Source organism: Photobacterium sp. GB-36 (assembly GCF_003026135.1).
Lineage (GTDB): Bacteria > Pseudomonadota > Gammaproteobacteria > Enterobacterales > Vibrionaceae > Photobacterium.
The window spans coordinates 122,963-147,758 of sequence record NZ_PYNY01000003.1 but is presented as its reverse complement, the minus strand read 5'-3'; the positions used below and the strand labels follow the sequence as shown (position 1 = coordinate 147,758).

Here is a 24,796-nt window from a genome sequence, read left to right as displayed (position 1 = left end):
TTAATCCTATTTTAATAAATGATTTGTTCAGGTTGGCTAACCTTGTCACGGATTCGTTATCAAATTTGCGTAAGGAGTATGCGATATGAAAGGGAGTTGCTAGCATGATAGAGAGATACGTTGAAAAAAATGCATTAGCATGTCAATTAGTAATAAAATAAGCCTCATTATCACAACTCATTGAACGACCTGTTTAACGAAGAGAAACGGAAACTTATGCGAATTTATATTATGCGTCACGGTGAAGCTGAAAATTTTGCGGCGAGTGATGCAGAGCGCCCGTTGACAGAGCGCGGTTCACGCCAATCAAAACAGATGGCGGAAATGCTAGCCCAGCAATTAAATCAACCATTAGACACTGTACTGGTGAGTACGTATTTACGCGCGCAACAAACATGGCAATGTATGGAAAGTGTATTACCGGGGGTTGCAAATGTTCAAGTGAGTGATGAGATCACCCCTTATGGTGATGCTGTAACGGTAGTCGATTATTTAAAAGCAATGATTGGGGTTGAAAAGCCACAATCGGTTCTATTAGTTTCACATCTACCTCTGGTGGGATATTTAACCTCAGAGTTGGTGGCAGGCATACAGCCCCCTATGTTTAGTACTTCGGCCATTGCTGCGATTGATTACGACCCTGACATGGATAATGCAGAATTGGTTTGGCAAAACGTACCACAATAATATGGCTTTGATGACGGACAATAGGTAAGTGCTGGTTATGGTAAGAGTATCGTTAATTTCTTTTCTCACTTCGATATTGCTAATGGGCTGCGCTTCTACCGCTGAGCCTGTTCGTATTTCAGCAAATGGTATGATCAAGTGGTCAGATGGACGAAAAGAAGGCATGCATGTATCGAGTACGGGAAGCACATTAACCTTTGCTAATTATTCCAATGCGATCGGTGAAGGGCCTATTCGTATTTTTGCGCGTATTGATAGTGCACGAAATGATGACTGTGAATACTTTTACGATGAAACCGTGATTAAACGACGTTTAAAAATATGCGCCACTGGAGAAGTGACGCTATTTAATCACGGTAAAGTAGTGAAGGTTGGACATATAGTAAAACCAAGCTATTAAAATAGGACAACCGAGTAAGTGATATTGCGATGCGCGTTTTGCTTACTCGATGTTCTTTTATCTTTCAGGTATTTCGATAAGCACGAGTAGTGCGCCATTCCCACCAAATTCAAGGGGAGCTTGGTGAAAAGCGAGTACATCTGGATGTTGTGCCAACCACATCGGCGCTTTTTGTTTCAAAATATGCTTTCCAATACCGTGCATTACACAGGCACAAGACACATTCTCTTTTATACAGGCTGCAATCATAGCGGCGAGTTCTCGCTTGGCTTCTTGTTGCGTCATGCCGTGCATATCTAAATAAATGTCAGGTACGTAAACACCCCGACGTAACTTTTTTACTTCATACTTAGAAACGCCGTCGCGTGCATATTGCACAGGGCCATTTTCATTAAGATGAGGCTCAAATTCATCTGAGAAATAAAATTCATGGTTTTGACTTTCTTTACCCATGACTTTTGCTTTATCAGCTTTTGTAGTCTGTTTGCGTGGCGTGATTATGGTATCATGCGAAAACTTTTTTACGCCTTTTATCGCATCTTTGAAGAGAGCCATCTCTTCATCAAGGTTTGGATCTTTTTTACTCATAATGAAATTCCAACAACTATATAGCGGTAATGTCGCGTTTTTCGGAGGCTATTTTGGATAAGATTTTTGTCGACGAAGCTGTCAACGAACTTCATACATTGCAAGACATGTTACGTTGGACGGTAAGTCGTTTCAATGCCGCAGGTCTATTTTATGGTCACGGTACCGATAATGCGTGGGATGAAGCGGTTCAGCTTGTTCTTCCTACATTGTATTTACCGTTAGATGTTCCACCTGAAGTTCGAGATTCTCGTTTAACTCGTAGTGAGCGTCAGAGTATTGTTGAGCGCGTTATTCGCCGTATCGACGATCGTACACCCGTATCATACCTAACAAATATTGCTTATTTCTGTGGTATGGAATTCTTCGTTGATGAGCGTGTTCTTATTCCACGTTCTCCGATTGGCGAATTGATTGAAAACCGTTTTGAGCCACTTTTAAACCAAGAGCCTACACGTATTATGGACTTATGTACGGGTAGTGGTTGTATTGGTATTGCGTGTGCACACATGTTCCCAGAAGCGGAAGTGGATATCGTTGATATTTCACCTGAAGCACTGGCTGTTGCTGAGCAGAATATCGCTGATCACGGCTTAGAGCAACAAGTGATCCCACTTCGTTCTGATTTGCTTCGTGATGTACCAAAAGATAAGTACGACTTTATCGTGTCTAATCCACCGTATGTGGATCAAGAAGATATGGATAGTCTACCAGATGAATTCCGTCACGAGCCTGAACTCGGTCTTGCGGCAGGGTTTGATGGTTTAGATTTAGTGCGTCGTATTTTAGCCAATGCACCCGATTACCTAAAAGATGATGGCTTCTTGATCTGTGAAGTGGGTAACTCCATGATCCACATGGAAGATCAATATCCGCATATTCCATTCACCTGGTTAGAGTTTGAAAATGGTGGTCATGGTGTGTTTTTGTTAACACGTGATCAGCTTGTTGATTGTGCAGATGATTTTGCGGCTTTTCGCGACTAATTAAAGCGCAGTTAAACACGATTAAGAAAAACGGCATGATGGTTACTTTCTCTGTACCATCATGCCGTTTTTGTCACTCAGTGGTTATTATGCTTGCTGCGCTTGCTTTGCTTTCAGAGCATTCATCACAGTGGTTTTATGATCTAAGTAATCAGTAAGTCCTGCACGACGTAAATCACAAGATGGGCAATCACCACAACCGTCACCAATAATACCGTTATAGCAAGTCAGTGTTTTTTCACGAACATAGTCTAGTTTTTGGTATTGATCTGCTAGCGCCCATGTTTCTGCTTTATTTAGCCACATTAATGGTGTTGCAATCGTTAATGGGCGATCCATCCCGAGTACTAATGATTGGTTTAATGATTTAACAAATTCATCACGGCAATCAGGGTAGCCAGAAAAGTCAGTTTCACATACACCGGTGATAACGGTTTCAGCACCAATTTGGTAGGCGTAAATACCAGCCAAGGTTAAAAATAGAATATTACGACCAGGAACAAAGGAGTTCGGTAATCCGTTTTCTTGTAGTTCATGAGAGACAGCAATATTGTCACGTGTTAGTGAACTAATGGCTAATTCATTTAATAGGCCGACATCCATTACTTTATGTGCTGTTACGCCAAGATCTTTGGCAATAGCTTCTGCCACTTCAATCTCTAATTTATGGCGTTGACCATAATCAAATGTAATACAGTGCACTTCATCGTAATGCGCCAGAGCTTGAATAAGGCACGTAGTCGAATCTTGACCGCCACTGAAAACAACAACTGCTTTTGACATATAGGTGTTCCTTTTTTGAAAAATTACCGAGAAACAGTCGGTAGATAGACATTCTTTAGAACGTCTATCTATGCTAACTCAGCTGTTGTCCGCTGCAAAGTTTTAGATGTAATAGACGAAAAAAAGCCGCACATAAAGTACGGCAAAATAACGTATCGCGTTTAAAGATTATCCAAGTTAAGGCAGTACTTGGTTTATCAACGTTCAACGTACACAGACACAAAGTTTAATAGAGGGGGGAGGCGCTGTGGCTAACCTCCCCAAGGGGTTGTTCATTGAAGCGTGATACTTACCATTGACCGAATTTTTCCAATTGTTCTAACTGTTCGGTATATGCTGATAAATCGCCAATATTTTCGCTGATCCATTCAGGGTTGTAGTAGGTGTCGAGGTAACGCTCGCCACTATCACACAATAGCGTAACGATAGAGCCTGTTTCGCCTCGTTGTTTCATTTCAGCCGCGATTTGCAATACACCAAATAGGTTTGTACCTGTTGACGCACCGGCTTTACGACCAATAATTTTTTCTAACCAGTGAACAGTGGCAACACTTGCCGCATCTGGGATCTTACGCATTTCATTAATCACATCAGGAATAAAGCTTGGCTCAACTCGAGGACGACCAATACCTTCAATACGGCTGCCTGTGTTGCCAGTAATCGTATTATCACGCTGCATAAAGTAGTCGTGGAATACTGAGTTCTCTGGGTCAACCACACACAGTTGTGTTGGTTGCATTTGGTAACGAATATAACGACCAATTGTTGCTGATGTCCCACCAGTACCAGGGCTCATTACAATCCAACTTGGGATAGGGAAGCGCTCTAACTTCATTTGATCAAAAATACTGTTAGCGATGTTGTTATTACCACGCCAGTCGGTGGCACGTTCAGCATAGGTAAATTGATCCATGTAATGACCATTTAACTCTTTTGCTAAACGGCGAGATTCGTCATAAATTGCAGCAGGAGAGTCAACAAAATGAGCGCTACCACCATAAAATTTAATTTGTTCTATTTTTTTACACGCTGTCTTACGTGGCACGACAGCAATAAATGGTAACCCAAGTAAACGTGCAAAATATGCTTCAGAAACGGCGGTACTACCTGATGATGATTCAATGATCGGTGTACCTTCTTTAATCCAACCGTTACATAAAGCATATAGGAATAACGAACGAGCAAGACGGTGCTTTAAGCTTCCTGTTGGATGCGTGCTTTCATCTTTAAGATAAATATCAATACCGTCTAGGCTAGGTAACTCTAATTTAATTAAGTGGGTGTCTGCTGAGCGTTGATAATCAGCATCAATTTTACGAATAGCGTTATTAACCCATTGATTGTTTAGTTGTTGTGTCATAGCGTGACTCCACTGTATTGATTTTATTATTGTTGTTGTATTTATGTTGACTGCTTAACAATTATATTACCAAGTTACAGAGAAAAGTCTTTGCTTTGTTTTGCAAAAAAACGATAAAATTTAGAAAATATTTCTACTTAATTGCTTATTGGTGGTATGGGATGTCAAGTTTAGATGCTGTAGATAGAACATTACTGCGTTTGTTGCAACAAGACGCAACGCTAGCGTTATCTGAATTAGCAGAAGCTGTTAATTTAACGACCACGCCATGCTGGAAAAGGCTAAAGCGTTTAGAAGAAGATGGCATATTACGTCAACGTGTTGCGCTATTAGATGCGGCAAAACTAGGATTATCTTTTATAGCATTTGTACAGATTAAAACCAGTAATCATTCTAAAGAGTGGTATAACGGTTTTGTTCATACGGTTGAAGAGTTCCCAGAAGTCATGGAATTTTACCGTATGGCGGGGGATTATGATTACATGATGAAAGTACAAGTAGCAGATATGCAGGCTTTTGATCTGTTTTATAAGAAATTGGTGAACAGTATTGAGGGACTAACGAATGTAACATCGACATTTGCAATGGAACCCCTTAAGTACACCACGGCATTACCTGTATAGGTTATATAATCAAGGCAGCCACTATTTATTACTAGTGGCTGCCTTGATTGCGTTAACCTTCAGCCGATAAGTTTATCGTTGACGGATCAAGCCTTCTTGTACTGCCGATGCAACAAGTTCGCCTTTTTGGTTATAAATCTCACCACGAACAATACCGCGAGAGCCACTTGCTGATGGGCTATCAATAGCATAAAGCAGCCATTCATCCATCTTAAATGGACGATGAAACCACATTGAATGGTCAATGGTTGCTACTTGCATATTCGGGCTAAATAACGTCACACCATGTGGATGCATTGATGTGACAAGAAATCCCCAATCAGATGCATACGCCAATAGGTAGTGATGGATATTAAGATCTTCAGGCATTGTGCCATTGGCTTTAATCCATAAATATTGTTTAGGCTCAGCAATGGTTGGCTTTAATGGATTAATAATAGTTACTGGACGCACTTCAACTGGGCGTTTCTTACCAAAGTTTTCCACTATTTTAGGTGGTAGATATTGCGCAATGGCATCAACAAGTTGAGTTTCAGATGCTAAACCTTCAGGCCCTACTACATTGGGCATTGTTGATTGGTGGTTAAACCCTTCTTCATTGGCTTGGTATGAAGCCGTTAAGAAAAAAATAGGCTCACCATTCTGAATTGCTTTTACACGACGAGTACTAAAGCTTTTACCATCACGTAGTTTTTCTACATCATATATAATTGGCTTTTCAGAATTACCAGGGCGTAAAAAGTAGCTATGAAAGGAGTGTAAGTAGCGTTCTTTTTCAACCGTTTGCTTAGCTGCGGATAAGGACTGCCCAATCACTTGTCCACCATATACTTGCGGTAGGCCAAGGTTTTCACTTTGACCTCTGAAAAGATCAAGCTCAAGTTGTTCTAATTGTAGAAGATTGAGAAGTTCATTCAGTTCTTTACTCATCTAAGCACCATTAATTATGTTACTATCAGTACGATTTAGGGAAATCAAGTTCAAATAGAGATTGGATTGGTTTTATTATATTTGAGCTTTATAGCAATATAGATTAGGGATTAATAGAGAAGAATATGAAAAATTCTTTTGCATGGTTTGGGGTTTTGATTGCGGCATTAGTGATCACGGCTTGTACTAACCTCATGCCGACCGATAATGATGTTGGAACATTAAGTGGAACAGTAAGTTATCGTGAGCGTGTAGTGTTACCGAATAATGCACGCATTATAGTGTCATTGGTTGAACAGTCTACTCAAGCTGATCATAGTGCGAGTAAAGTTATCAGCCAACATTCATTTTTAGCTGAAGGTGAACAGCCACCTGTTTCTTTCACGTTGAATTATGTGAAAAGTAAATTAAAGCCAGATACCTCATATCGTGTTATTGCTAAGATTGAAATCAATGATGAAGTATTGTTCAGTAATCAATCAACAGTAGATTTAAGCATTGAACCGTTAAAAACCACACACCTAGATATTCCATTGGTGAAAGTGTAATCCAATCGTTTTATACAATATTAGTAATGCCCGATTTATTCTATTTATTATGATTGAATAAGATAGTCGGGCATTTTGCTATTCAGGGTACCCATCCCAACGGTATGTTTTAAGGCTTACTCGTCCTTGTTCCGTCACAATAATCCCTTCATTACGCAATGCTGCTATTTGGCGAGCTCTACCGTTATCACATATTGAGATCTTTCCTTGGCTATTAATAACACGGTGCCAAGGCAACGCTGAACCTTGGGGAAGGTTCGAGAGTAAGCGGCCTACTTGACGTGCATAGCCAGGAAATCCTGAAAATTTTGCAATATCGCCATAAGTCGATATTTTACCAATAGGTATTTGATGCACTTGGCTGTAGATTTGCTGAGAAAAATCGTCCATATTTATAATTAGAGATAAAAAAAACCATCTTTTCTTAAACAACAGGATAACGCAAGGAGGTGTTGCCATGTTGTATAAAACATTACTAATCATTGTCACTTTATTATTGACCGTATTAGGGGTTAATGCCTTGGCGCATAGTCAGGGAGAGTTACCTATTCTTGCCCTTGCGATCCCAGCATTATGGCTGCTACCTCAGGGCGGTGTTGCGGCATGGCTATTATTGTTTGGACTAGGTGTATTTGGTTATGTATTGCCAGAACAACCTGTCGCGTTGTCTGTCAGCTTATTTATGATGTTACCGATTTTGATGATTTGCACATCGCCTAAGGGATGTTGGCAGTTAGGTTCATTGATGATCTCCATTGTATTAGCCATGAATGCAGGTTTAATGGCATTACAAGCGGAGGGTAAACTGCCGGGCTCTATTGGTGCGACTATTATTCAAATTATTGGTATTGCCATTATTTGGTTTGCTGCTAGAAGTTGGCGGCCTGTTGAAGGCAATACATGGTGGCCGCTTTTACTTGTGGTTCCCTTATGGGTTGGTGGCATGGAGCATGCTGCATTATTGGCTTTAAGTGTTACCGGTATTATTGCGGCACTTCAGTCTTTAAATAAATTACATCTTGATGAATGGATCCCTAAATTGGCTTGTGTATTACCTGCTGTTGGTTTTGCCACGCTAGTCATCATGCCGCAATTTGATGTTGCTAATCCGATATTAGTGTCTTGGCTACTGGTACTGGGTGGTGGGCTACTTGGTGAATCTTTATTAGACGATCCTGAGGAAGAAGAGTAAGTTAAATGAAGCAAGGCGATGGTTTTATTTTCAATATCTTAGTGTTTGGATAAATAACACACACTTGAACGATTGTTGCTATATAACAACTTGCAATATCGATGCGCTTAATAGATAATCTTCTCCGTTCTCGCAAGAGACAAAGAATCTATGGAGGCCCCCATTGGTCCTCCCGCAACACTAACTTGTGAACTCGGCCAGGCCCGGAAGGGAGCAACCGCAGCAGGCGATGTGTGTGCCGGGATGTGGCTGGTGGGGGCTTCCACCCATCTGCTATTCCTGTTGTTTGCACCATACCTCTGCATAATTCTACTTTCTCACTGCATAACTTGCACCATACCTCTGCATAACCTATTTTTGTTGTAGTTTAGCTACAAAAAAGAGCGTTGTTATGTACAGGCGAAATCTAAGACATTCCCGCGTTAAAAACATCTTCAAATTTGTTAGCTCTAAGATGAATAAGGTCTTAACTGTAGAATCAAGATTAGAGTTTGATACCTGTTTCCATCTTGAATGCTCGCCAGATATTTCTTTTATAGAGGCGTAGCCAGAAGGTTTATACTATCTTTACGTTTAAAAATGATGAATGAATATCAATATTTATGCTTTATACGGCTCGATGTAGTACTGCAATAGAATTTCGTTATCTGTTTCTCCTCGTTTCTTGAACATAATACAGTAAGAGTCGTCTTCAGGTATTGTAAAATTATTCAGGTTCGTCTTGATTGAAGAAATTTTTTCTAAAAAGTAAATATCGTCATTTTTATGCCAATGAATATTAAAATCAATATCTTCTAAGCTGTTGAATTCAAAATGCAGAACGTCATTAGTATGCGCTTTAAAGCACTCTTCTATAATATCACTTCTGTTTTCTTTAAAGTTAAAGGTCTTTTTTATCGTATCTTTTGAAAATGAAGCAGCAGAAAAGAGAAATAAATAAATATAAACCAATTTCATAAATATCCTTAAAAAATAGAAGTTATTTAAAGGCTAGCCTACTCATGAATATTATAAAGGTGGCTTTGAGCAATATTTATACATTGAGAGACTCATAATACCTATTAGTTATTATCGTACATATTCGCTAATTGCTCTAAAAAAACAATATTACTGAATAGTTCTTGAAGCTCAGATAAGGCAGCTAATGTTTCTTCTAACGTTGGTTCTTTGTAGACAGTATCTTTGTATGTAGAACAGTTAATTAACTGGCTATACTCTATATCCGCTTTTTTCATGTAGATCCAAGAATTGTTATCGCTACGATCTTTTGGGATGGTTTTTGTTATATTGTTAATATTGGGAGAAATGAGTTTAAATAGTTCTAGTTCACCACTTTCAGAGTTGTCGTAAAGGAAAATATCTCCCATAACTAAGTCTTGTTTATTATGTTCAAAAAATGGGCCTCTGAATTGCCAATTTGAATTGTCATTATGGGAGTCAGGCAGATTACGATAGCTATCATTCGTTATTTTAGATAGTTCATAATAGTTATAACAACCATCTTGTTTTTTCACCTGGTAATAATCTCCAACTTCTCCTGCATTATTGTCTTTTTTTATGGTCAGAAATGTTCTACTTAAAAGTTTTACATCGCTATAAACACTCTTAATCCAATCAATCTTCTTTGATAGACTGGATCCCAAGGCAAGATTATCTTTGCCTTTAGTCGTAATGGCTACCATAACATTTAAGCCTTTATGTTTATACCACCAAGCGGAACCACTATCACCTGCGGTTGGCAGGGCCCATTTGTTACTATTGTTGTTTACTAGCCATATCAGAAAGGCATGTTGAGATATGATATGCGTTACAATATTTTCACCATATAAACGACGTTGTTGTCCATATGCAGGTTTGTAATCGTTTGATATGTCATTCCCAATCCCCCATAAACCGTAACCGACAAAGCTCACTTTAGCATTCTTCTTCAGAAAATTATCGTTAAGTATTGGAGAGGGTACAGGAAAACCAAATTGATCTAATAAAATGTCAACAGTCGGTAGTTTCAATATTGCCATATCATAATAGATGTGATCATTTTTGTGTGATAATGGTTTTCTAATTAGTGGTTTAGGTACAAAAATTTTACCTTTCCCCTTTGCAATTGTTCTTTTATTCCAAGATGTAAATGTTGCATTAATATCTGATTGTTGTTTGTTTTTATTATATTTCATACAATGTGCAGCAGTGAAAATATATGAAAATCCATTATTGTCTTGTCCTAATAACGTTGCAGTACATCGACCTTTTTTAGAACTTATACTTCCTACAGTTAAATATTCAGGGTGTAAACTCATTTCTCTAAGTATTTCATTGTCTACTTTGATACTTTCTGGGATATTATGAATATTTCCACCAATTTCTTGAAACTTGCTTTCAGAGAGAATAATTGAATGAGATGTTGAAATAGTAAGAAGCATTGATAAGACAATTAAAAATTTCATTGTTTCTAACCTTTTTAGGATATCTTAAATAAGACCGTGTTATTCGATTTATAATTTCAAAAAATAAATTTATTTTTTTATTTAATAAAATTAGATGTTTATAACACTTGTTTTTTTAATATGATTAATTGTCATTTTTTTAAATGAACTATAATTAAACAACATTCCGTCTTCATCTACGAGATGTTAACAATGAACATTAAATCCTATTTATTTACCTTACTTGCAATGTTTTCAAGCTATTGCTATTCAGATACCTATATATATATTACTAATAACTCCTCTGAAACTCTTAGCATAAATGTCAGTCACAGTGGTAAAGGAGATACATTAAGAGAAGGAAGTGAATGGACTCAGGATGCACAAACATTGATGCCATGGGAAACGAAAAAAGTATTAAGCTTTAATCGAAACTGGGGCGTTAAGAATAAAAAGAAATATTATTTTACAACATCAGTCACTTCCGAAAGTGGTAAACAAGTAAATTTACAGCAATATATGCGAGGCAGTTGGTGGGGATCTTCTCTCAAATACAAACTAAGTGCTGCTGATGTAAATACTTCTTACAAATCTGGTTATTCAATTTATAGATTTACATCTCATGATTATAGTGACTTATCGGCTGAATTAGCTTTTCGTGCTAAGAGAACATCGGGTTATGACGATATTTATTACACTATAACGCCAGTTAAACACTCTGAACCTCTAATTACTGATGACTCTTCCCTCAAGTTGATGACTTATAATATATGGGCTCTACCATTTATTGCTTCTCATATTTCAGATAGATTAGACGCCTTACCAGAATTTTTATCAGATTATGATGTTATTGCTTTCCAAGAAGTTTTTTCTGGAGAAAGATATTCTTTCTTGCAAGAGTTATCATCAGAGTATCCTTATCAAACCGAAGTATTAGATGCTCCAGGATTTAATGCGATGGATGGAGGAGTGATTATTGTTAGCCGATATCCAATTGTTGCAACAGATTACCATATATTCTCGCGTTGTAGCGGAACAGATTGCTTAGCAGATAAAGGTGCTGTTTATGCTGAAGTAGTTAAAGGTAGTAAGTCATATCATGTATTTGCGACTCATGCAGCTTCAACTGATTCTATTGATGCTAGAGTTGATCGTATTTATCAATTCTCTGAAATTAATAGTTTTGCTAGAAAGCAAAATATTCCAAATAATGAAGTCGTTATCTATAGTGGTGATTTTAATGTAAATAAAAATAAATTCTTTACACAAGATTACCAGTGGATGCATATGCTATTGAGAGCAAATGAGCCTACTTATACCGGATATACATCTGCAACCTATGATCCGACAATAAATAGCTATGCGAGCTCAAGTTCTGAATATTTAGACTACGTAGTCGTAAGTACTGAATATGGTCAGGTTGAATCAAATACAAATAGGGTTGATATTCCACGTTCTACGTCCTCTGGTTTGTGGTATCACTGGGATTTATCAGATCACTTTCCTGTTGTGGCGACAATTGCACAATGAGATGGCTCGCGCTTGTTTTCGTAATTTTTCTTATCAGCGTCGTTTATATGACGCTGATCACTCCTGCAAAAGTTATAGAGCCAAAAACGGTTAAAGCAGACAGGCTTATAAAAAGCCACGTAAACGAATTGATAGAACCTGAAATAGCCTTAAATGAGCACAATAATTTTGAATTGAAGAAGGTTGAAGAGAGCACTGATGAAAAGATTATGCGCATACATGTACTCAGCGACGAATTGCAATCACTAAAGGGAAATGCGTTATTAAATAAAATGACCAATTTTTGGGTTGAATGCAAGTCGACTCATACATGCGATGGGCAATTAATAGAATTAGAAAAACAATTACCTTACTCGTTATTTAAGCTGTTGAGTGACTTTGAATCACTTAGAGATGAGTGGTTGTTAGCTTCTCTAAGTATTCCGATGGAAATTCCCTTTAACGAAAAAGTCAATCAAGTTAGACAACAATACGAGACTGTCTGGGGGGAATATACTGATCTTTTATTTGAGGAAGAGTTTAAATATTATCGTTTTAGATCCGAAAGCAGGATATTGCAACAAGTCCCGCCTTCTGAATATATAGAACAATTAAACCGGATATTTGAACAACAGGCAGCGACAAACCTTGATATGTTTTTTCAATCAAAAAGTGCCACATTTGATTATGCTCTAAGGAATATACCTAATACATACAGTGAGGAAGAGCGAGCATTGCTCGTAAGAGAGCTTTCTTTGCTTTATTTAAATGAACAAGAAACAACCGATTTTTACAGAAGGGATCTGCAAATAAAAAATCAAAGGAAAGAAGTTGAAACATACCAGAAACAGCTTTTTGAGTTAAAAAAGAGTTTGGAAAGTATGCGTAATAATGAATATAGAACGTTATCTGATAATGAGTGGCAGAGGGTATATCAGGATCGGATCGGGGAATTTAAAAAGAGATTTTTTGACTATCAATGATATATAACTTATGTGCTATATAAATTGTGCAACACACACCGACAGAGCATTTTTGAAAGTAATGTTGATAAGATCACGATTTGTATTGGTAATTTATATTTCATGGTAATTATTCATAGCAAATAACAAATAGCATGAGATAATAGTGCGAACTTTTTGTGGTGAGACAACTAGTTAACAAAATGTGGTTAAAAAGTGTGCAATTAATGCTTTATTTTTGTCAGTGAAAACGGCAGAATGGCCTCACATTTGAACTCGGTCACTCTATTTGAATTGAATTTTCATAAAACACATTGTTGTTTACCGAGTTGGTGATAATGTCTCGCCGCATTCCGAATTCCTAAAGTAAAAAGGTTACAAATATGTCTGATGTACCAGAGTCTGTTGCAAATATTGCTGCTGTCGCTCAGCCAGTTGCTGAGTCTTCAGGTTCAGTGTGGGGTTATGTAGCAGGTGGCGTGGTTTTATTAATCATTGCCGGTATTTATGGTTATAAGAAAATTAACCAACCTGCATTTGTGATTAAGCAGGTACGTAAGAAAAACCTGAAAGAAATGAAAAAGCAGGGCATTGAAAACTCTGAGTTTATGGTAGATATGGATAAGCTACTAGAATCAATGCTTGCATACACGACTGAAAATAAAATGAAAGGTGCAGACGTTGTGACGTTGTTGAAGCCTTTGAATGATAAAGATCGTGTAAAAACGCCAAAAGATATGTACAACTCTATGATTTATATTGCTAATGAAATTAAAGATGTGTCATTGGCTAAAGAGTTTAAAAATAAGTCTAAGCAAGTGAAATCAAGCTCAGCATTAATGGCTGGCTTGTTAAAGCGTGCTGGTATCTAATTGATACTTAATATATATACGAAGGGCTGATTATTATCAGCCCTTTTTTTATTGTGACGCAGTACGATAAATTTTTAACGGGTCAAATATCAATAGAAGGGCTATGATAGTTCAATGTAACGCAACGCTTTGTGCATTTATCCATTGTTTTTAGAATCAGTTCATTATGCTCTATTTTAAACGCGATAAAACCACAACGGCTAGTTGGAGCACTAAAGTAAAAGCCTTGTGTATAGTCAATCAGCAACGATTTTAGGGTATTTAACTGCGTCTCTGTCTCTACACCCTCTGCGACTAACTTACATTCTAACTCTTTTCCGAGTGAAGCGATGTTATTCAAAATTGAGCTTGTGACTGCATCTGTATCAGCAGAATTTACAAACAGTTTATCAATTTTAATAATATCAAAATTGAGCTCTTTTAAGCTTGATAGGCTGGAAAAACCCGTTCCAAAATCATCAAGAGCCCAACGAACACCTAAGCTACGAAAACGCTGCATGATGTTATCTAATTTGATAAATGCATTGGTTGTGTTTTCTCTTTCTGTCATTTCAAAGACTAGGCCTTGTTGTAATGACGGGTTCTGCTTAATTAACAATATGACATCATCAACAAATTTGGGATCGTTGAGCATAGATAGAGTAACGTTTATCGAAACGTAAAAATCTTTATTTGAATGAGCTATTAAAGGCTTATCAATTGAAAGCTGTTTTAATAATTGTAACGTTATTGGTTTTATTTGCCCATTCGATTCTACTTTTGTAATAAATTGGTTTGGGGTGATCAATTTGGCATGACGATATAGCCAGCGACAGAGTAATTCGGCTCCAATGATCTGGTGAGTTTTATTACACACAATAGGTTGATAATAAGGAATAAACTCATTATTTTTTATTGCTCTGTCTATATCCTTTTTAAATGAGAAGTTATTAGTTTGAATGTAATTAATAATAAGGATAATGAACATGCACAAAATAAAAATAAAAGCAGACAATGCAGCTATACTCAATAACACCTGAGAAGGTTTAGCACCAACAATCACTTTAAAAGGAAATTGAGTTGAATGGTATGACTTATGGAATAAATAGTTTCTCTTATGATTAATTAATATATTCCCGCTATTGGTAACGACATAACCTCGTAAATACTCATCCGCATTAGTTAACCAGTCATCCATATAAGGTGCGTTTATAAATAACTGATAAAAGCCCTTTTTACCTTTAACGACAAGATGTAATTCATCGATCTGATCAAGTGAGCTACGTTTGCGATAAAGTAGTGGTAATTTATCCTTTTTTAATCGTTCAATCAGGCTAGGTGAAATTGGAGTATGCAAAGAGGCATTACGATCTGAATAGATGTAATGATTGTTTTGAAAGTAGGCAACACTTCGTAGAGAGCGAGAAGAAAGAACCAATGTCACCAAATCATGCATACTTTTAGCGTCTGGTTGGTTCTCTGGTAGATCTAAAACGCTAGAAATACGTTTATTTAACGTTTTATTTAATGCGCTCGCAATATCTTTACTTAAATTACTACACCGAATATTTAAGTATGTAAAGGTAATAGGCGTAGCAATTAAAAGAGCTAACAAAGCTAGTTGAAACATTTTTTTTACTGTAAATGACATAATGAAGTTTGTTTCATACTGTTAAATAACGCCAATTAAAAGTATACCTCTATAGTATATTATTGCCATTTTAAATATTTGGTTGAGTCGATAAAAGATACTAATGGTGAAAAGTTGTATCTTTTATCTTTTGGTAAGAATTGAGCTAATTTTTTAAAAATATGGCGTCTATGCTTTATTTTCAAAGTCTTTGCGAACAATTTCTAAAGCGGAAAGTACGATCTCTGGGGCAATGTCATTACTCTCTAATAAATAAATTAAATCTACCGCGAGCTTTATTTCTTCCGGTGCATTTTCTAATGTATTTGTTGTTATTTGGTTATCAGGCATAATTTCTCTTTATCGCTATTTGTTGTGTACGAATAATGCTGCATAAATAAGTTGTAAGTGTAGCTCGACTAAATCTTGATGATTTGTTCTATATCCACCACCGATGACTGCGGCAACAGGAATATTCTGCGCTTTAGATTGGGTTAAAATATAATGATCTCGTAGGTATAGACCTTGTTTAGAAACATCAAAATATCCCAGTTCATCATGCTGGTGGATATCAACGCCGGCATCGTATATGACCAAATCGGGTTGGTGCTGAGCAAGCAGAAGAGGGAGAACACCTTGCAATGCCGTGAGGTAATCATCTGTTGAAGTGTTTCTTTCTAAAGCAAGATCAACATCTGAATCAGGCTTACGAGCTGGGAAATTTTTATCACAATGAACAGAAAAAGTAATGATGTTGGGATCATTAGTAAGTAGTGTTGCTGTGCCGTCACCATGATGTACATCACAATCAATAATCATGACTTTGTCGATATGAGAATAAGATAAAGCATGCTTAGCTGCGATGGCTAAGTCATTAAATAGACAAAAACCACTACCAAAATCATGATGGGCGTGATGATAACCACCACTTAAATGAATGGCTATACCGTGCTCAAGTGCTAAATCAACCGTTAATTGAGTGCCACCTGTTGAGAGTAGGGTTCGAGTGATTAATTCATTACTCCAAGGGAACCCGATACGGCGCATTTTTGCTGCTGGCAATCTATTAAAGAGTAAGTCATCAACATATTCACTATTATGAATGGCCTTAATTTTGGCAATATCAGCCCTATTAGGTTGGTGAATACTTACCTTGTTACTTAATTCTGAGTGAAAAATAGCCTCAAACAGCAGTCGGTATTTATTAATAGGGTAACGATGCTTTTCTGGCAAGGTTAGAGCCGAGTATTGAGAATGGTAAATCAGAGGAAGCATTGTTAGCCTTTTCTCTCTCTGTTACTGATGTCAGTTTCAATTTTTATCAAAGCAGCTTGGCAGCGACTTATCCTACCTTCAAGGGCTAGAATTTCTTTTTGAAGCTGTTGCTGCTCAAATTGTGAAGCACAACGACTAATTAATAACTCTTTATCACGAAGCATGGCTTTTAAACGGCGTTCCCAATCTTTATGTTGATTAAGATCTTGATATATTTCATTAATTGGTCTGCGCCAGACAGCTTGATTTTTCGGCTCTTTTTTACGAATGTTTTGTGTGGCTAGTTCACGCTGGATAGCTTGAATTTGGCTCACAATTTTTTCACAGAGATGCTGTGTTCTTGCGGGTAATAAACGTCCGGCTTGTTGCTCTTTTTGTAATAACTGGAGCTCATTATGGACTTCATTGACGCAAGGGGTAAGCAACTTACTACGTGTTTTAAATAGCGTTTCGTCAAACAGAGGCTTAAAGGATTCGCCACGTTTACGGTCAACGTCAGCTGTTTGTTGTTTTAATTGTTCAATCAGTGAAATAAGACGAGATAAGTCAATCATAGAGAAACCTTGTATTACAAGCTAAGTTAGAACCAAGCTTGCCAAGCTAATTTAATTGCTAAAATTAAAACAACAGTGACAAAAACAGGTCGAATAAACTTTGCGCCAAAGCGTATTGCAGAATGAGCACCAATGTAAGCACCTAGCATTAAACATATCCCCATTGTTAAACCTAGTGCAAAATTGACTTGCCCTAAGACAATGAAAGTAACTAATGAAGTAATGTTACTGGTGAAATTCATCGCTTTTGCAAGGCCGCAAGCACGGAGCATGTCTAACCGATATAAAATCATGCTAGAAACTGTCCAAAAAGCGCCTGTGCCAGGGCCTGCAATGCCATCATAAAAGCCGATACTTGTTCCTTGAAGCCATTGCTTAAGTTTTAGCATAGGGGTGACTGATGGTAATACGTATTGCTCTTCTTTTGGCTGGGGATGCCAAATAGTATAGATAGCCACGGCAAAGATAAGCAGAGGTAAGCCTTTTTCTAGCCACTCACTACTAACTAGATTAACAATTAAGGTACCTGTTATTGCGCCAATAAATGTAGCGATAAAGGAAGCAAGCCAAAAACGTGGTGAGAATAGGTTTTTTTTATAATAAGTCCAAGCCGCTGTTGCAGAGGCAAAGCTTGCAGCAAGTTTATTGGTACCTAAAGCAATATGTGGCGGTAACCCTAGTGATAGCAAGGCAGGGACGGTGAGCATTCCGCCACCGCCTGCAACCGCATCAATAAAGCCAGCGGCAAGGGCAATAATACCGAGTATCAGTAAGGTACTCGGTTCTATCATTTCAATCATTAATTATTCTTTTTTATTCATTTAGTTATATTCAATAACCCGTTTAAAAGGAGGCAGAGAGTCTAATAATGATTTTCCATATCGACGGGTAATAATTCGACGGTCAAGAATCACTACTCTACCAGAGTCCTGCTCTTTTCGCAGTAAGCGACCGACGGATTGAATAAGCTTTTTACTGGCTTCTGGTACTGATATTTGTAAGAAGGGATTTCCGCCTCTGCTTTCAATATATTCAGCGTGGGCTTCTTCTACTGGTGATGTGGGTACAGCAAATGGAATCTTGGTAATAATTAAATTCGTTAGTAAATCACCAGGTAAATCAAGACCTTCAGAAAAACTTCCGGTACCAAATAAGATGCTAGCTTTACCGCTTTTACAGTTTTCTTTATGTTTTTTTAGGGTTTCATTACGTGACTCTTCGCCTTGTACCAATAATTCCCATTTATTCTTTTTCGCTAGTGGGCGTAATGCATCGGCGACTTTATTCATTTGCCAATAGGAAGAGAACAACACCAAACTTGCAGTTTCACCTTCAAGGTATTCAGGTAATATTTCAATTAATAAGTCAGTAAATGCTTCGGCTTGTGGTTCCATTTTTAAAGAGGGGATCACTAATCGCGCATTATTTTGATAATCAAATGGAGATGCCAGTGCTAAAAAGCGTGTTCCATCCGTTTCTGAAACACCAGCTTGACGGCAGAAAAAGTTAAATTGGTTTAAAGCACGCAAGGTTGCTGAAACTAAAATAGATCCTGCTGCGCGACTCCAAAGTAACTGATCTAAACGATAGCCGACTTCAAGTGGTGACACTTCAATAATGTAGTCATTTTCCCGTTCAGGACTTTTTTCTATCCAACGAGCTAACGGAGCCCCTTTTTTATTGTTTGGTTGCGCCATCAGTGTCCAGACTTTTTCAAGGTTTTCCACGCGCTGAAGATAAAAACCGACTTCAGTAAGTGCTTGCTCACCTAATCGAGGAATAATTTCGTTTTCTTTCGTACGCTCGGAGATTAAATCTTGGATCTTCCCCAATGATTGCATGACTTTTTTACTGGCTTCTTTACAGCCTTTCGCTTCTTCTTCTAACCATTGTGGTAATTCACCATGTTCAAAACGATACACGCCATCTTTATTAAAAATAGCGGGATCAATATTATTGGCAATTTGACTTAATGTTGGAATTAAGTGCTGGATGTTATCTTGTATTGCATTTTGAAAGCGATTGGCTTTTTGATAGTCAGCGAGCTCTGCGTATTTACTAACATTTTGATTGAGTTTTTCTAGCCAACTTGCTGCACCTTTCAAACTCGCAGCGGCAGATGAGAAGTCACGTGCGACTTGTGGCAGATGGTGGGCCTCATCAATCACATAAATAGTTTGCTCAGGCTCAGGCAAGATAACCCCACCACCTAGTTCAATATCAGCCATTAACAAAGCATGGTTAGCCACAATAACATCCGCTTTATCTAAGTGCTCACGTGCTTTAGCAAAAGGGCATGTACGATGTTTAGGCATACCAGCATGACAGCTATGTTTATCTGCCATAATTTGCATCCAAACACGATCAGGAATTGTTGTTGGCCAACTGTCTCTGTCGCCATCCCATTTCTTTTGCTCGGTTGCCTTTAGCATTCGTTTTAGCAGATCGAGATCAGATTTTTTAGGTTTTTCTTCCCACATGGCGAGTTGAGGATCACCATCAGGTGAACAGCATGCTTCTAACTTATGGTTACAGCAATAGCGTTGACGCCCTTTGGCGAGAATAAAACTGAATTCCTTTGGGAAAATTTGATTAAACAACGGGAGATCTTTGTTGATTAGCTGTTCTTGCAGCGCAACGGTTGCTGTCGAGATCAATAGCTTTTTATTATTGAATAACGCGAAAGGGATCCCACCGAGTAAATAGGCTAAAGATTTACCGATCCCTGTACCAGCCTCAGCCACTAACATTCGATTTTTTTTGTGGTATTCCCCAGCCAGCGTTTTTGCTATTTCTGACACCAAATAGTTTTGTGCGCGACGCGGAATAAAGTTATCTAGCTGTTTTCCTAAATTCTCATAGCACTGCTTGATATCGGTTTTTACTTGGCTGTGTAACATGGCTGAAATTTCATAATGGCAGGGGACGGCATTGTAGCATGAAGTATCGGTGTTCAAAGTGAATAACGTGGAGTGAGGTGAAATTCAGAGCGTTGAACGGTGCATAATAAGTGATGTGTTTGTTTTAGTACTGACATTTAAGAAACAAAGATAACAATCTCATCAAGTATTAAAGGTGGAATGACAGGAAAGGTGTTTATAAGGAATTGATTTGAGTGATAGGAGCGATATACGGAGACAAAATAATAGTTGTATTGTGCTTTGGATCACGATTGCGAATAGAAAACTGTAATATTAAATACCATAAATGACGACTGGAAACGATCGTCCATTCAAAATGTTTTTTAAAGTTTAAATAGCTAAAATACCTATTTTTATGTTTTGTTTTTAGTTTTTTATTCTGTTTATTTACACTTTTTAATGGTTTAAATAAAAGGAAAAGCGCCATTTGATAGTGTTTGTTATTTGTATTTCTTTGCTGTAACTGATTGAAAATTATGATCGTTTTATATTTTTTTATATTTATTTTATGAAATTTGACAAAAATATTGAACTTCTGTCAGGATGCGAGCCACGAACACCAACTCCTTGTTATTTTAGTTTTTTATTTTTAGAACTGTTGCATAACAAGGAGAAAATAAACAGGAGTGCCGGGAATGGTTCTCCATAAATAAGATAAAGAAAGGCAGTGGACTTATCATGAAAAAAACGCTTTTAGCTCTTGCTGTACTAACAGCTGGTTCTGCAAATGCTGGCATCAACCTATATGACGCAAACGGTGTTAAAGTTGACCTATCTGGTGCTGTTGAAGTTCAAGTTTATGACGGTTATGCAAAAAACGAAGATACAACAATCCGTCTGGATGACGGTGATTTATCTCTAAATGCATCTGTTGCAGTTAGCGATAATCTAAATGTTGTTTCTGGTACTGCGTTTAAATACGAAAGTAAAGAAGTAAAAAATGATGAACTATGGGCTGGTTTCTCAGGTGATTTCGGTACGCTAACATTTGGTCGTCAATTACTTGTTTCAGATGATTCAGGTATTGGTAAAGACTACGAAATGGGTCTAGAGCAAGTAAGCTTTGCTCAAACTGAAGGCGACCGTGCAATTAAGTACGTTTACGACAACGGTACTTTCTACGCTGCTGCTTCTCATAACTTAGGTTCTGATAACAAAACAGAGATCACTGATGGTCGTTTAGGTTTCCGTACTGCTGGTCTTGACGTGCGTGTATACGGTTACGATGCTGAGCGTGTTGGCTACAAAGGTCTAGAAAATTTTGGTTTAGTTGACGGTAAGCCAATTGTTAAGCCTGGTAAAGCTGGCGATGATGTTCGTGGTTACAACCTAGAAGCGGAATACGCATTCGGTGCTGTAAACCTAGCTGCTTCTTTCGGTCAAATTAAATACAAACACTCTGATACTAAGAAAGTTCAGAAAGACTTAGATCTATACGAAGTTAACGGTTCTTACACATTAGACAAAACAACGTTCGCTCTAGGTTATGTTCACGCTAAAGACCGTCACAAAGATGTTTCTCATGACAACGTATACGCTAACGTAACGCAACAACTACACAGCAATGTTAAAGCATACGCTGAAGTTGGTTACGCTGATAACGACAAGATCTTCAACGAAGTTGAAGAGTTCGGTTACGTTGCTGGTCTAGAAGTTAAATTCTAATTATAGAGTTTACTACCAATAAGCCGCCATTTTGGCGGCTTTTTTATTACATTTTTTCTATAGCTGTTGATATAAATTGCTATAGAAAGAGTTTGATGATCCAACGCTGTATATAAGGGATGTAAAATGAAAAAAATCTTATTGCTAGTCGCATTATTTTCTGGTGCTGTTAATGCGGCAACCTTATCGGTAGGTAATAATCTTGAGTTGTTGGTTGTAGATGGTAAGGAAGTAAAATCAGGCCGCTTCTCTCATGCTGAAAGTATTGAATTATCTGAAGGCAAGCACCAAGTAGTGGTACGTTTTGATGGTGAAGTGAAGCGTGGCTCAAAAACAACAATTTATACAACGCGTCCATATCTATTTGATATTAATATGACTTCGCAAGATGCGGAAATCACCTTGCCACGTTTAACCACAGAATCACAAGCAAAAGCATATTTTGACCGCGATCCAAAATGGATATTAGAGACAGAAGGTGGTGAGAAATTATCGTTAGATGCGGTTGAACTTATTGGTGAAGGTTTTGGAGCGTATAGTGACATGCCGGCACTTGTGGCTGAATATAATAAAAACAACGGTATCATTATTGAAAACGGTAACCCTGTTGATTTACAAAAAACAGTGGTAGAAGTTGATGATAAAACAGGAAAAGTTCAGATCACGGGTGATGCGTTAACGCAATTAAAGTTATGGTATAGCAAGGCATCTAAAGACGATAAAAAAGCGTTTAAAATTTGGATGGCAGAGCACGATTTTAATTAAGACTTACGCTACATTGTAAAAAGCAAAAGGCAGCGACTATCGCTGCCTTTTTCTATATATGTCATTTATTAATGAAGATCAGTCGTGGTGATAACGGCTATGCTCACGACATGCTTTACAGCGAGGTTGTGCTGGATCTTGCTCTAAATCACGGTATTCAATTTCTTCTTCACAATCAGTACATAAACCATACATACCTAGTTTAAATGAACAGACTGCGGCATCTACTTTTTCAAGACGAATTGCAGTATCAAAAAGAGCAGGAATGAATGATGCTTTCGCCATCGCAATCAGGTCGTTAAGTTCTGCATCATTAATCTTTGCAGGATCAGTAACTAGGCTATTGAGCTGTATTTTATTTTTTAATTCTTCCGCTAGGGTTAAAAATTCTGTATTTAGCGGGCTCTGAAATTGTTGATAATTCATGTCTACCATTGCCGTAATGATTGATTCAATAGAGAAAATTAAACATCACTGTCATTAATTATGGGGATTGATATGAAACAAGAGAGTTGCGAGAAATTTTAAATATTAACGAATCCTCCCAAGTTCATTTTTAGTTTAGGTGATATTCATTTTTGAGTTGTGATTTGAATCAAGTCTTAGTGTAAATTTATATCAATAACCCTATTTTCTTTCGGTTTTTGATAAAAAAATTATCAGATAGAATTTTTTTTTAACAAATATAAAGAAAAAAAAACAAGTTCAGTATCTTCGTCACAGCACTGTCAATTATCTTATATAAAGAAGTAGAGATGGATCATGAATTTGAAGACCCGTTTAGCGTGAAGTATTTCTGTGGTCTGTTGTTATTAATTGCTCTACCGACTTTGCCTGCGAACCTCACTTCTCTTGGGATTATATTAAACTAGGTTAGTCATATGATTAATTTGTTTTGTTACTTATTATTTGATTTATAAGTTTTAATCATCGCTATACTAACCTTATATCTTGCTTCAATATGGAGGTAGCAATGGACACAAGGAATAGCATGATAATGCGACAGAATGCCAATTTAAAAACAAGAGTTGTCTCATCTTTATATGTGGTTACAGGAGCCACCTGTGTTGTCTTAGGGGTGATAGGGATTTTTTTACCACTGTTGCCAACAACCCCATTTTTACTGCTAGCCAGTGCGTGTTTTATGCGAGGTTCACCACGTTTAAATCATTGGCTACGTCATCATCCTACCTTTGGACCGATTTTAGATAATTGGTACCAGCATCGTGCTGTCTCTTCTACCGTAAAACGTCGTGGTAACATCATGATAGTGTGCAGTTTTGCACTGTCTATTTTTCTTGTGCCGTTATGGTGGCATAAATTGATGTTGTTGGTGATGGCGATGACATTGCTCTTTTTCTTTAATAGGTTGACAGTAATTGATAAAACTATGGCTGCAGAGCTAGTTGCTGACAAGCAGGAAAACCAATAAACTGCAGCAATAATTCATGACAGATAATTTTGATATTTATCTGCCGGAGTTGATGATATTGCCTGCGATTGAGTAGGCATTTTATTTCTCGCTTGATACTTATCAGCATTGTGAAAGCACGGAAACGATTATGAACCAAGAAACACTTAACTTGATTAAAAATAGTATTCAATCAATTCAAGATTACCCAAAACCGGGGATCTTATTCCGTGATGTGACGAGTTTGATGGAGCAGCCTGAAGCTTACCGTGCAACGATTGCTATTTTAGCTGAAAAGTATAAAGATCAAGGTATTACCAAAATTATCGGTACTGAAGCGCGCGGATTTCTGTTTGGTGCGCCATTAGCATTAGAACTTGGCGTTGGTTTTGTGCCTGTTCGTAAGCCAGGTAAATTACCGCGTGAAGTGATTGCTGAAAGTTACGAGTTAGAATACGGCAAAGACACATTAGAAATTCACAAAGATGCAATTAAACCTGGTGATCGCGTATTGCTTGTAGACGATTTATTGGCAACAGGTGGCACCATTGAAGCGACAACGAATTTAGTGCGTCGTTTAGGTGGTATTGTAGATGATGCTGCATTTGTTATTAACTTGCCAGATATCGGCGGTGAAGCACGCCTGCAAGGCTTAGGCTTAAATGTATATGCTATTTGTGACTTCCCCGGCCACTAAGTATAAATAGAATATTGAACAGTAAGTAAGCCAGAT

At 37.6% G+C, this 24,796-nt stretch carries 27 protein-coding genes and 1 other RNA gene; 14 read left to right on the top strand and 14 right to left on the bottom strand.

Features of this window, described 5'->3' with window-relative positions:
• The first annotated feature begins 216 nt into the window (after nt 1–216).
• The gene (gene sixA, locus C9J46_RS04000; protein ID WP_107205531.1) at nt 217–687 is read left to right on the top strand and encodes a phosphohistidine phosphatase SixA; all 471 of its coding nucleotides are present in this window, start codon (nt 217–219) and stop codon (nt 685–687) included.
• 37 nt (nt 688–724) lie between these two features.
• Nucleotides 725–1,087 (top strand): hypothetical protein, encoded by a 363-nt coding sequence (locus C9J46_RS03995; protein ID WP_233217609.1) that lies wholly within the window; start codon nt 725–727, stop codon nt 1,085–1,087.
• 57 nt (nt 1,088–1,144) lie between these two features.
• On the opposite strand, the gene smrB is transcribed toward C9J46_RS03995, so the two are convergent.
• Nucleotides 1,145–1,675, bottom strand: coding sequence for an endonuclease SmrB (smrB, locus tag C9J46_RS03990; RefSeq protein ID WP_107205533.1), 531 nt, complete (start codon nt 1,673–1,675; stop codon nt 1,145–1,147).
• Nucleotides 1,676–1,728: 53 nt separating this feature from the next.
• On the opposite strand from smrB, the gene prmB reads away from it, so the two are divergent.
• Nucleotides 1,729–2,661: a 50S ribosomal protein L3 N(5)-glutamine methyltransferase gene (gene prmB / locus C9J46_RS03985; RefSeq protein WP_005370403.1), complete on the top strand. Its 933-nt coding sequence runs from the start codon at nt 1,729–1,731 to the stop codon at nt 2,659–2,661.
• 87 nt (nt 2,662–2,748) lie between these two features.
• On the opposite strand, the gene queC is transcribed toward prmB, so the two are convergent.
• Nucleotides 2,749–3,444 (bottom strand): 7-cyano-7-deazaguanine synthase QueC, encoded by a 696-nt coding sequence (gene queC / locus C9J46_RS03980; protein WP_107205534.1) that lies wholly within the window; start codon nt 3,442–3,444, stop codon nt 2,749–2,751.
• 289 nt (nt 3,445–3,733) lie between these two features.
• Nucleotides 3,734–4,804: a PLP-dependent cysteine synthase family protein gene (locus tag C9J46_RS03975; protein ID WP_045148102.1), complete on the bottom strand. Its 1,071-nt coding sequence runs from the start codon at nt 4,802–4,804 to the stop codon at nt 3,734–3,736.
• 161 nt (nt 4,805–4,965) lie between these two features.
• Here C9J46_RS03975 and C9J46_RS03970 point away from each other — a divergent pair, with 161 nt between their 5' ends.
• Nucleotides 4,966–5,427, top strand: a complete 462-nt coding sequence (locus C9J46_RS03970; protein ID WP_107205535.1) for an Lrp/AsnC family transcriptional regulator — start codon at nt 4,966–4,968, stop codon at nt 5,425–5,427.
• A 72-nt stretch (nt 5,428–5,499) separates the two neighbouring features.
• Here the strand turns inward: C9J46_RS03970 and tesB are convergent, their stop codons facing one another.
• Nucleotides 5,500–6,357: an acyl-CoA thioesterase II gene (gene tesB / locus C9J46_RS03965; protein WP_107205536.1), complete on the bottom strand. Its 858-nt coding sequence runs from the start codon at nt 6,355–6,357 to the stop codon at nt 5,500–5,502.
• Between the two features lie 125 nt (nt 6,358–6,482).
• Here tesB and C9J46_RS03960 point away from each other — a divergent pair, with 125 nt between their 5' ends.
• Nucleotides 6,483–6,905: a YbaY family lipoprotein gene (locus C9J46_RS03960; RefSeq protein WP_107205537.1), complete on the top strand. Its 423-nt coding sequence runs from the start codon at nt 6,483–6,485 to the stop codon at nt 6,903–6,905.
• Nucleotides 6,906–6,983: 78 nt separating this feature from the next.
• Here the strand turns inward: C9J46_RS03960 and C9J46_RS03955 are convergent, their stop codons facing one another.
• A complete protein-coding gene (locus tag C9J46_RS03955; RefSeq protein ID WP_107205538.1) occupies nt 6,984–7,295 on the bottom strand; it encodes an MGMT family protein in 312 nt (103 codons plus the stop codon).
• 67 nt (nt 7,296–7,362) lie between these two features.
• On the opposite strand from C9J46_RS03955, the gene C9J46_RS03950 reads away from it, so the two are divergent.
• The gene (locus C9J46_RS03950) at nt 7,363–8,097 is read left to right on the top strand and encodes a hypothetical protein (RefSeq protein ID WP_107205539.1); all 735 of its coding nucleotides are present in this window, start codon (nt 7,363–7,365) and stop codon (nt 8,095–8,097) included.
• A 161-nt stretch (nt 8,098–8,258) separates the two neighbouring features.
• Nucleotides 8,259–8,355: signal recognition particle sRNA small type (ffs, locus tag C9J46_RS03945), an RNA gene on the top strand.
• Between the two features lie 342 nt (nt 8,356–8,697).
• On the opposite strand, the gene C9J46_RS03940 is transcribed toward ffs, so the two are convergent.
• Both C9J46_RS03940 and C9J46_RS03935 read right to left on the bottom strand, forming a co-directional pair.
• Nucleotides 8,698–9,054, bottom strand: a complete 357-nt coding sequence (locus C9J46_RS03940; protein WP_107259372.1) for a hypothetical protein — start codon at nt 9,052–9,054, stop codon at nt 8,698–8,700.
• Nucleotides 9,055–9,158: 104 nt separating this feature from the next.
• The gene (locus tag C9J46_RS03935; RefSeq protein ID WP_107290578.1) at nt 9,159–10,541 is read right to left on the bottom strand and encodes a trypsin-like serine protease; all 1,383 of its coding nucleotides are present in this window, start codon (nt 10,539–10,541) and stop codon (nt 9,159–9,161) included.
• A gap of 192 nt (nt 10,542–10,733) precedes the next feature.
• Here C9J46_RS03935 and C9J46_RS03930 point away from each other — a divergent pair, with 192 nt between their 5' ends.
• The 3 genes from C9J46_RS03930 (at nt 10,734) to C9J46_RS03920 (ending at nt 13,863) form a co-directional block, all read left to right on the top strand.
• Nucleotides 10,734–12,050, top strand: a complete 1,317-nt coding sequence (locus C9J46_RS03930) for a sphingomyelin phosphodiesterase (RefSeq protein WP_107205542.1) — start codon at nt 10,734–10,736, stop codon at nt 12,048–12,050.
• Nucleotides 12,051–12,097: 47 nt separating this feature from the next.
• Nucleotides 12,098–13,012, top strand: a complete 915-nt coding sequence (locus tag C9J46_RS03925; RefSeq protein ID WP_146144052.1) for a hypothetical protein — start codon at nt 12,098–12,100, stop codon at nt 13,010–13,012.
• A gap of 362 nt (nt 13,013–13,374) precedes the next feature.
• Nucleotides 13,375–13,863 carry a hypothetical protein gene (locus C9J46_RS03920; protein ID WP_005370451.1) on the top strand — a complete coding sequence of 163 codons (489 nt, stop codon included), beginning with the start codon at nt 13,375–13,377 and terminating at the stop codon, nt 13,861–13,863.
• 82 nt (nt 13,864–13,945) lie between these two features.
• On the opposite strand, the gene C9J46_RS03915 is transcribed toward C9J46_RS03920, so the two are convergent.
• The 6 genes from C9J46_RS03915 to dinG all read right to left on the bottom strand — a co-directional run bounded on the left by C9J46_RS03915 (nt 13,946) and on the right by dinG (nt 20,201).
• Nucleotides 13,946–15,493, bottom strand: coding sequence for an EAL domain-containing protein (locus C9J46_RS03915; RefSeq protein ID WP_233217676.1), 1,548 nt, complete (start codon nt 15,491–15,493; stop codon nt 13,946–13,948).
• Nucleotides 15,494–15,661: 168 nt separating this feature from the next.
• On the bottom strand, nt 15,662–15,823 hold the full coding sequence (gene rsmS, locus C9J46_RS03910) for a pleiotropic regulatory protein RsmS (protein ID WP_107205544.1): 162 nt from the start codon (nt 15,821–15,823) through the stop codon (nt 15,662–15,664).
• A gap of 15 nt (nt 15,824–15,838) precedes the next feature.
• Nucleotides 15,839–16,747 carry a histone deacetylase gene (locus C9J46_RS03905; RefSeq protein WP_107259376.1) on the bottom strand — a complete coding sequence of 303 codons (909 nt, stop codon included), beginning with the start codon at nt 16,745–16,747 and terminating at the stop codon, nt 15,839–15,841.
• 2 nt (nt 16,748–16,749) lie between these two features.
• Nucleotides 16,750–17,301: a primosomal replication protein PriC gene (priC, locus tag C9J46_RS03900; protein ID WP_107245602.1), complete on the bottom strand. Its 552-nt coding sequence runs from the start codon at nt 17,299–17,301 to the stop codon at nt 16,750–16,752.
• A 26-nt stretch (nt 17,302–17,327) separates the two neighbouring features.
• Entirely contained in the window at nt 17,328–18,101 is a 774-nt protein-coding gene (locus tag C9J46_RS03895) for a TSUP family transporter (protein WP_158259263.1), read from the bottom strand.
• Between the two features lie 21 nt (nt 18,102–18,122).
• Nucleotides 18,123–20,201 carry an ATP-dependent DNA helicase DinG gene (gene dinG / locus C9J46_RS03890; RefSeq protein WP_107290577.1) on the bottom strand — a complete coding sequence of 693 codons (2,079 nt, stop codon included), beginning with the start codon at nt 20,199–20,201 and terminating at the stop codon, nt 18,123–18,125.
• Between the two features lie 699 nt (nt 20,202–20,900).
• Here dinG and C9J46_RS03885 point away from each other — a divergent pair.
• The gene (locus C9J46_RS03885; RefSeq protein ID WP_107290576.1) at nt 20,901–21,887 is read left to right on the top strand and encodes a porin; all 987 of its coding nucleotides are present in this window, start codon (nt 20,901–20,903) and stop codon (nt 21,885–21,887) included.
• Nucleotides 21,888–22,013: 126 nt separating this feature from the next.
• Nucleotides 22,014–22,652, top strand: coding sequence for a DUF2057 domain-containing protein (locus C9J46_RS03880; protein ID WP_107205549.1), 639 nt, complete (start codon nt 22,014–22,016; stop codon nt 22,650–22,652).
• A gap of 78 nt (nt 22,653–22,730) precedes the next feature.
• On the opposite strand, the gene C9J46_RS03875 is transcribed toward C9J46_RS03880, so the two are convergent.
• Nucleotides 22,731–23,078 (bottom strand): conjugal transfer protein TraR, encoded by a 348-nt coding sequence (locus C9J46_RS03875; protein WP_107205550.1) that lies wholly within the window; start codon nt 23,076–23,078, stop codon nt 22,731–22,733.
• A 571-nt stretch (nt 23,079–23,649) separates the two neighbouring features.
• On the opposite strand from C9J46_RS03875, the gene C9J46_RS03870 reads away from it, so the two are divergent.
• Both C9J46_RS03870 and apt read left to right on the top strand, forming a co-directional pair.
• The gene (locus tag C9J46_RS03870; RefSeq protein WP_107205551.1) at nt 23,650–24,084 is read left to right on the top strand and encodes a YbaN family protein; all 435 of its coding nucleotides are present in this window, start codon (nt 23,650–23,652) and stop codon (nt 24,082–24,084) included.
• Between the two features lie 130 nt (nt 24,085–24,214).
• On the top strand, nt 24,215–24,760 hold the full coding sequence (gene apt / locus C9J46_RS03865; protein WP_005370463.1) for an adenine phosphoribosyltransferase: 546 nt from the start codon (nt 24,215–24,217) through the stop codon (nt 24,758–24,760).
• Nucleotides 24,761–24,796 lie beyond the last annotated feature (36 nt).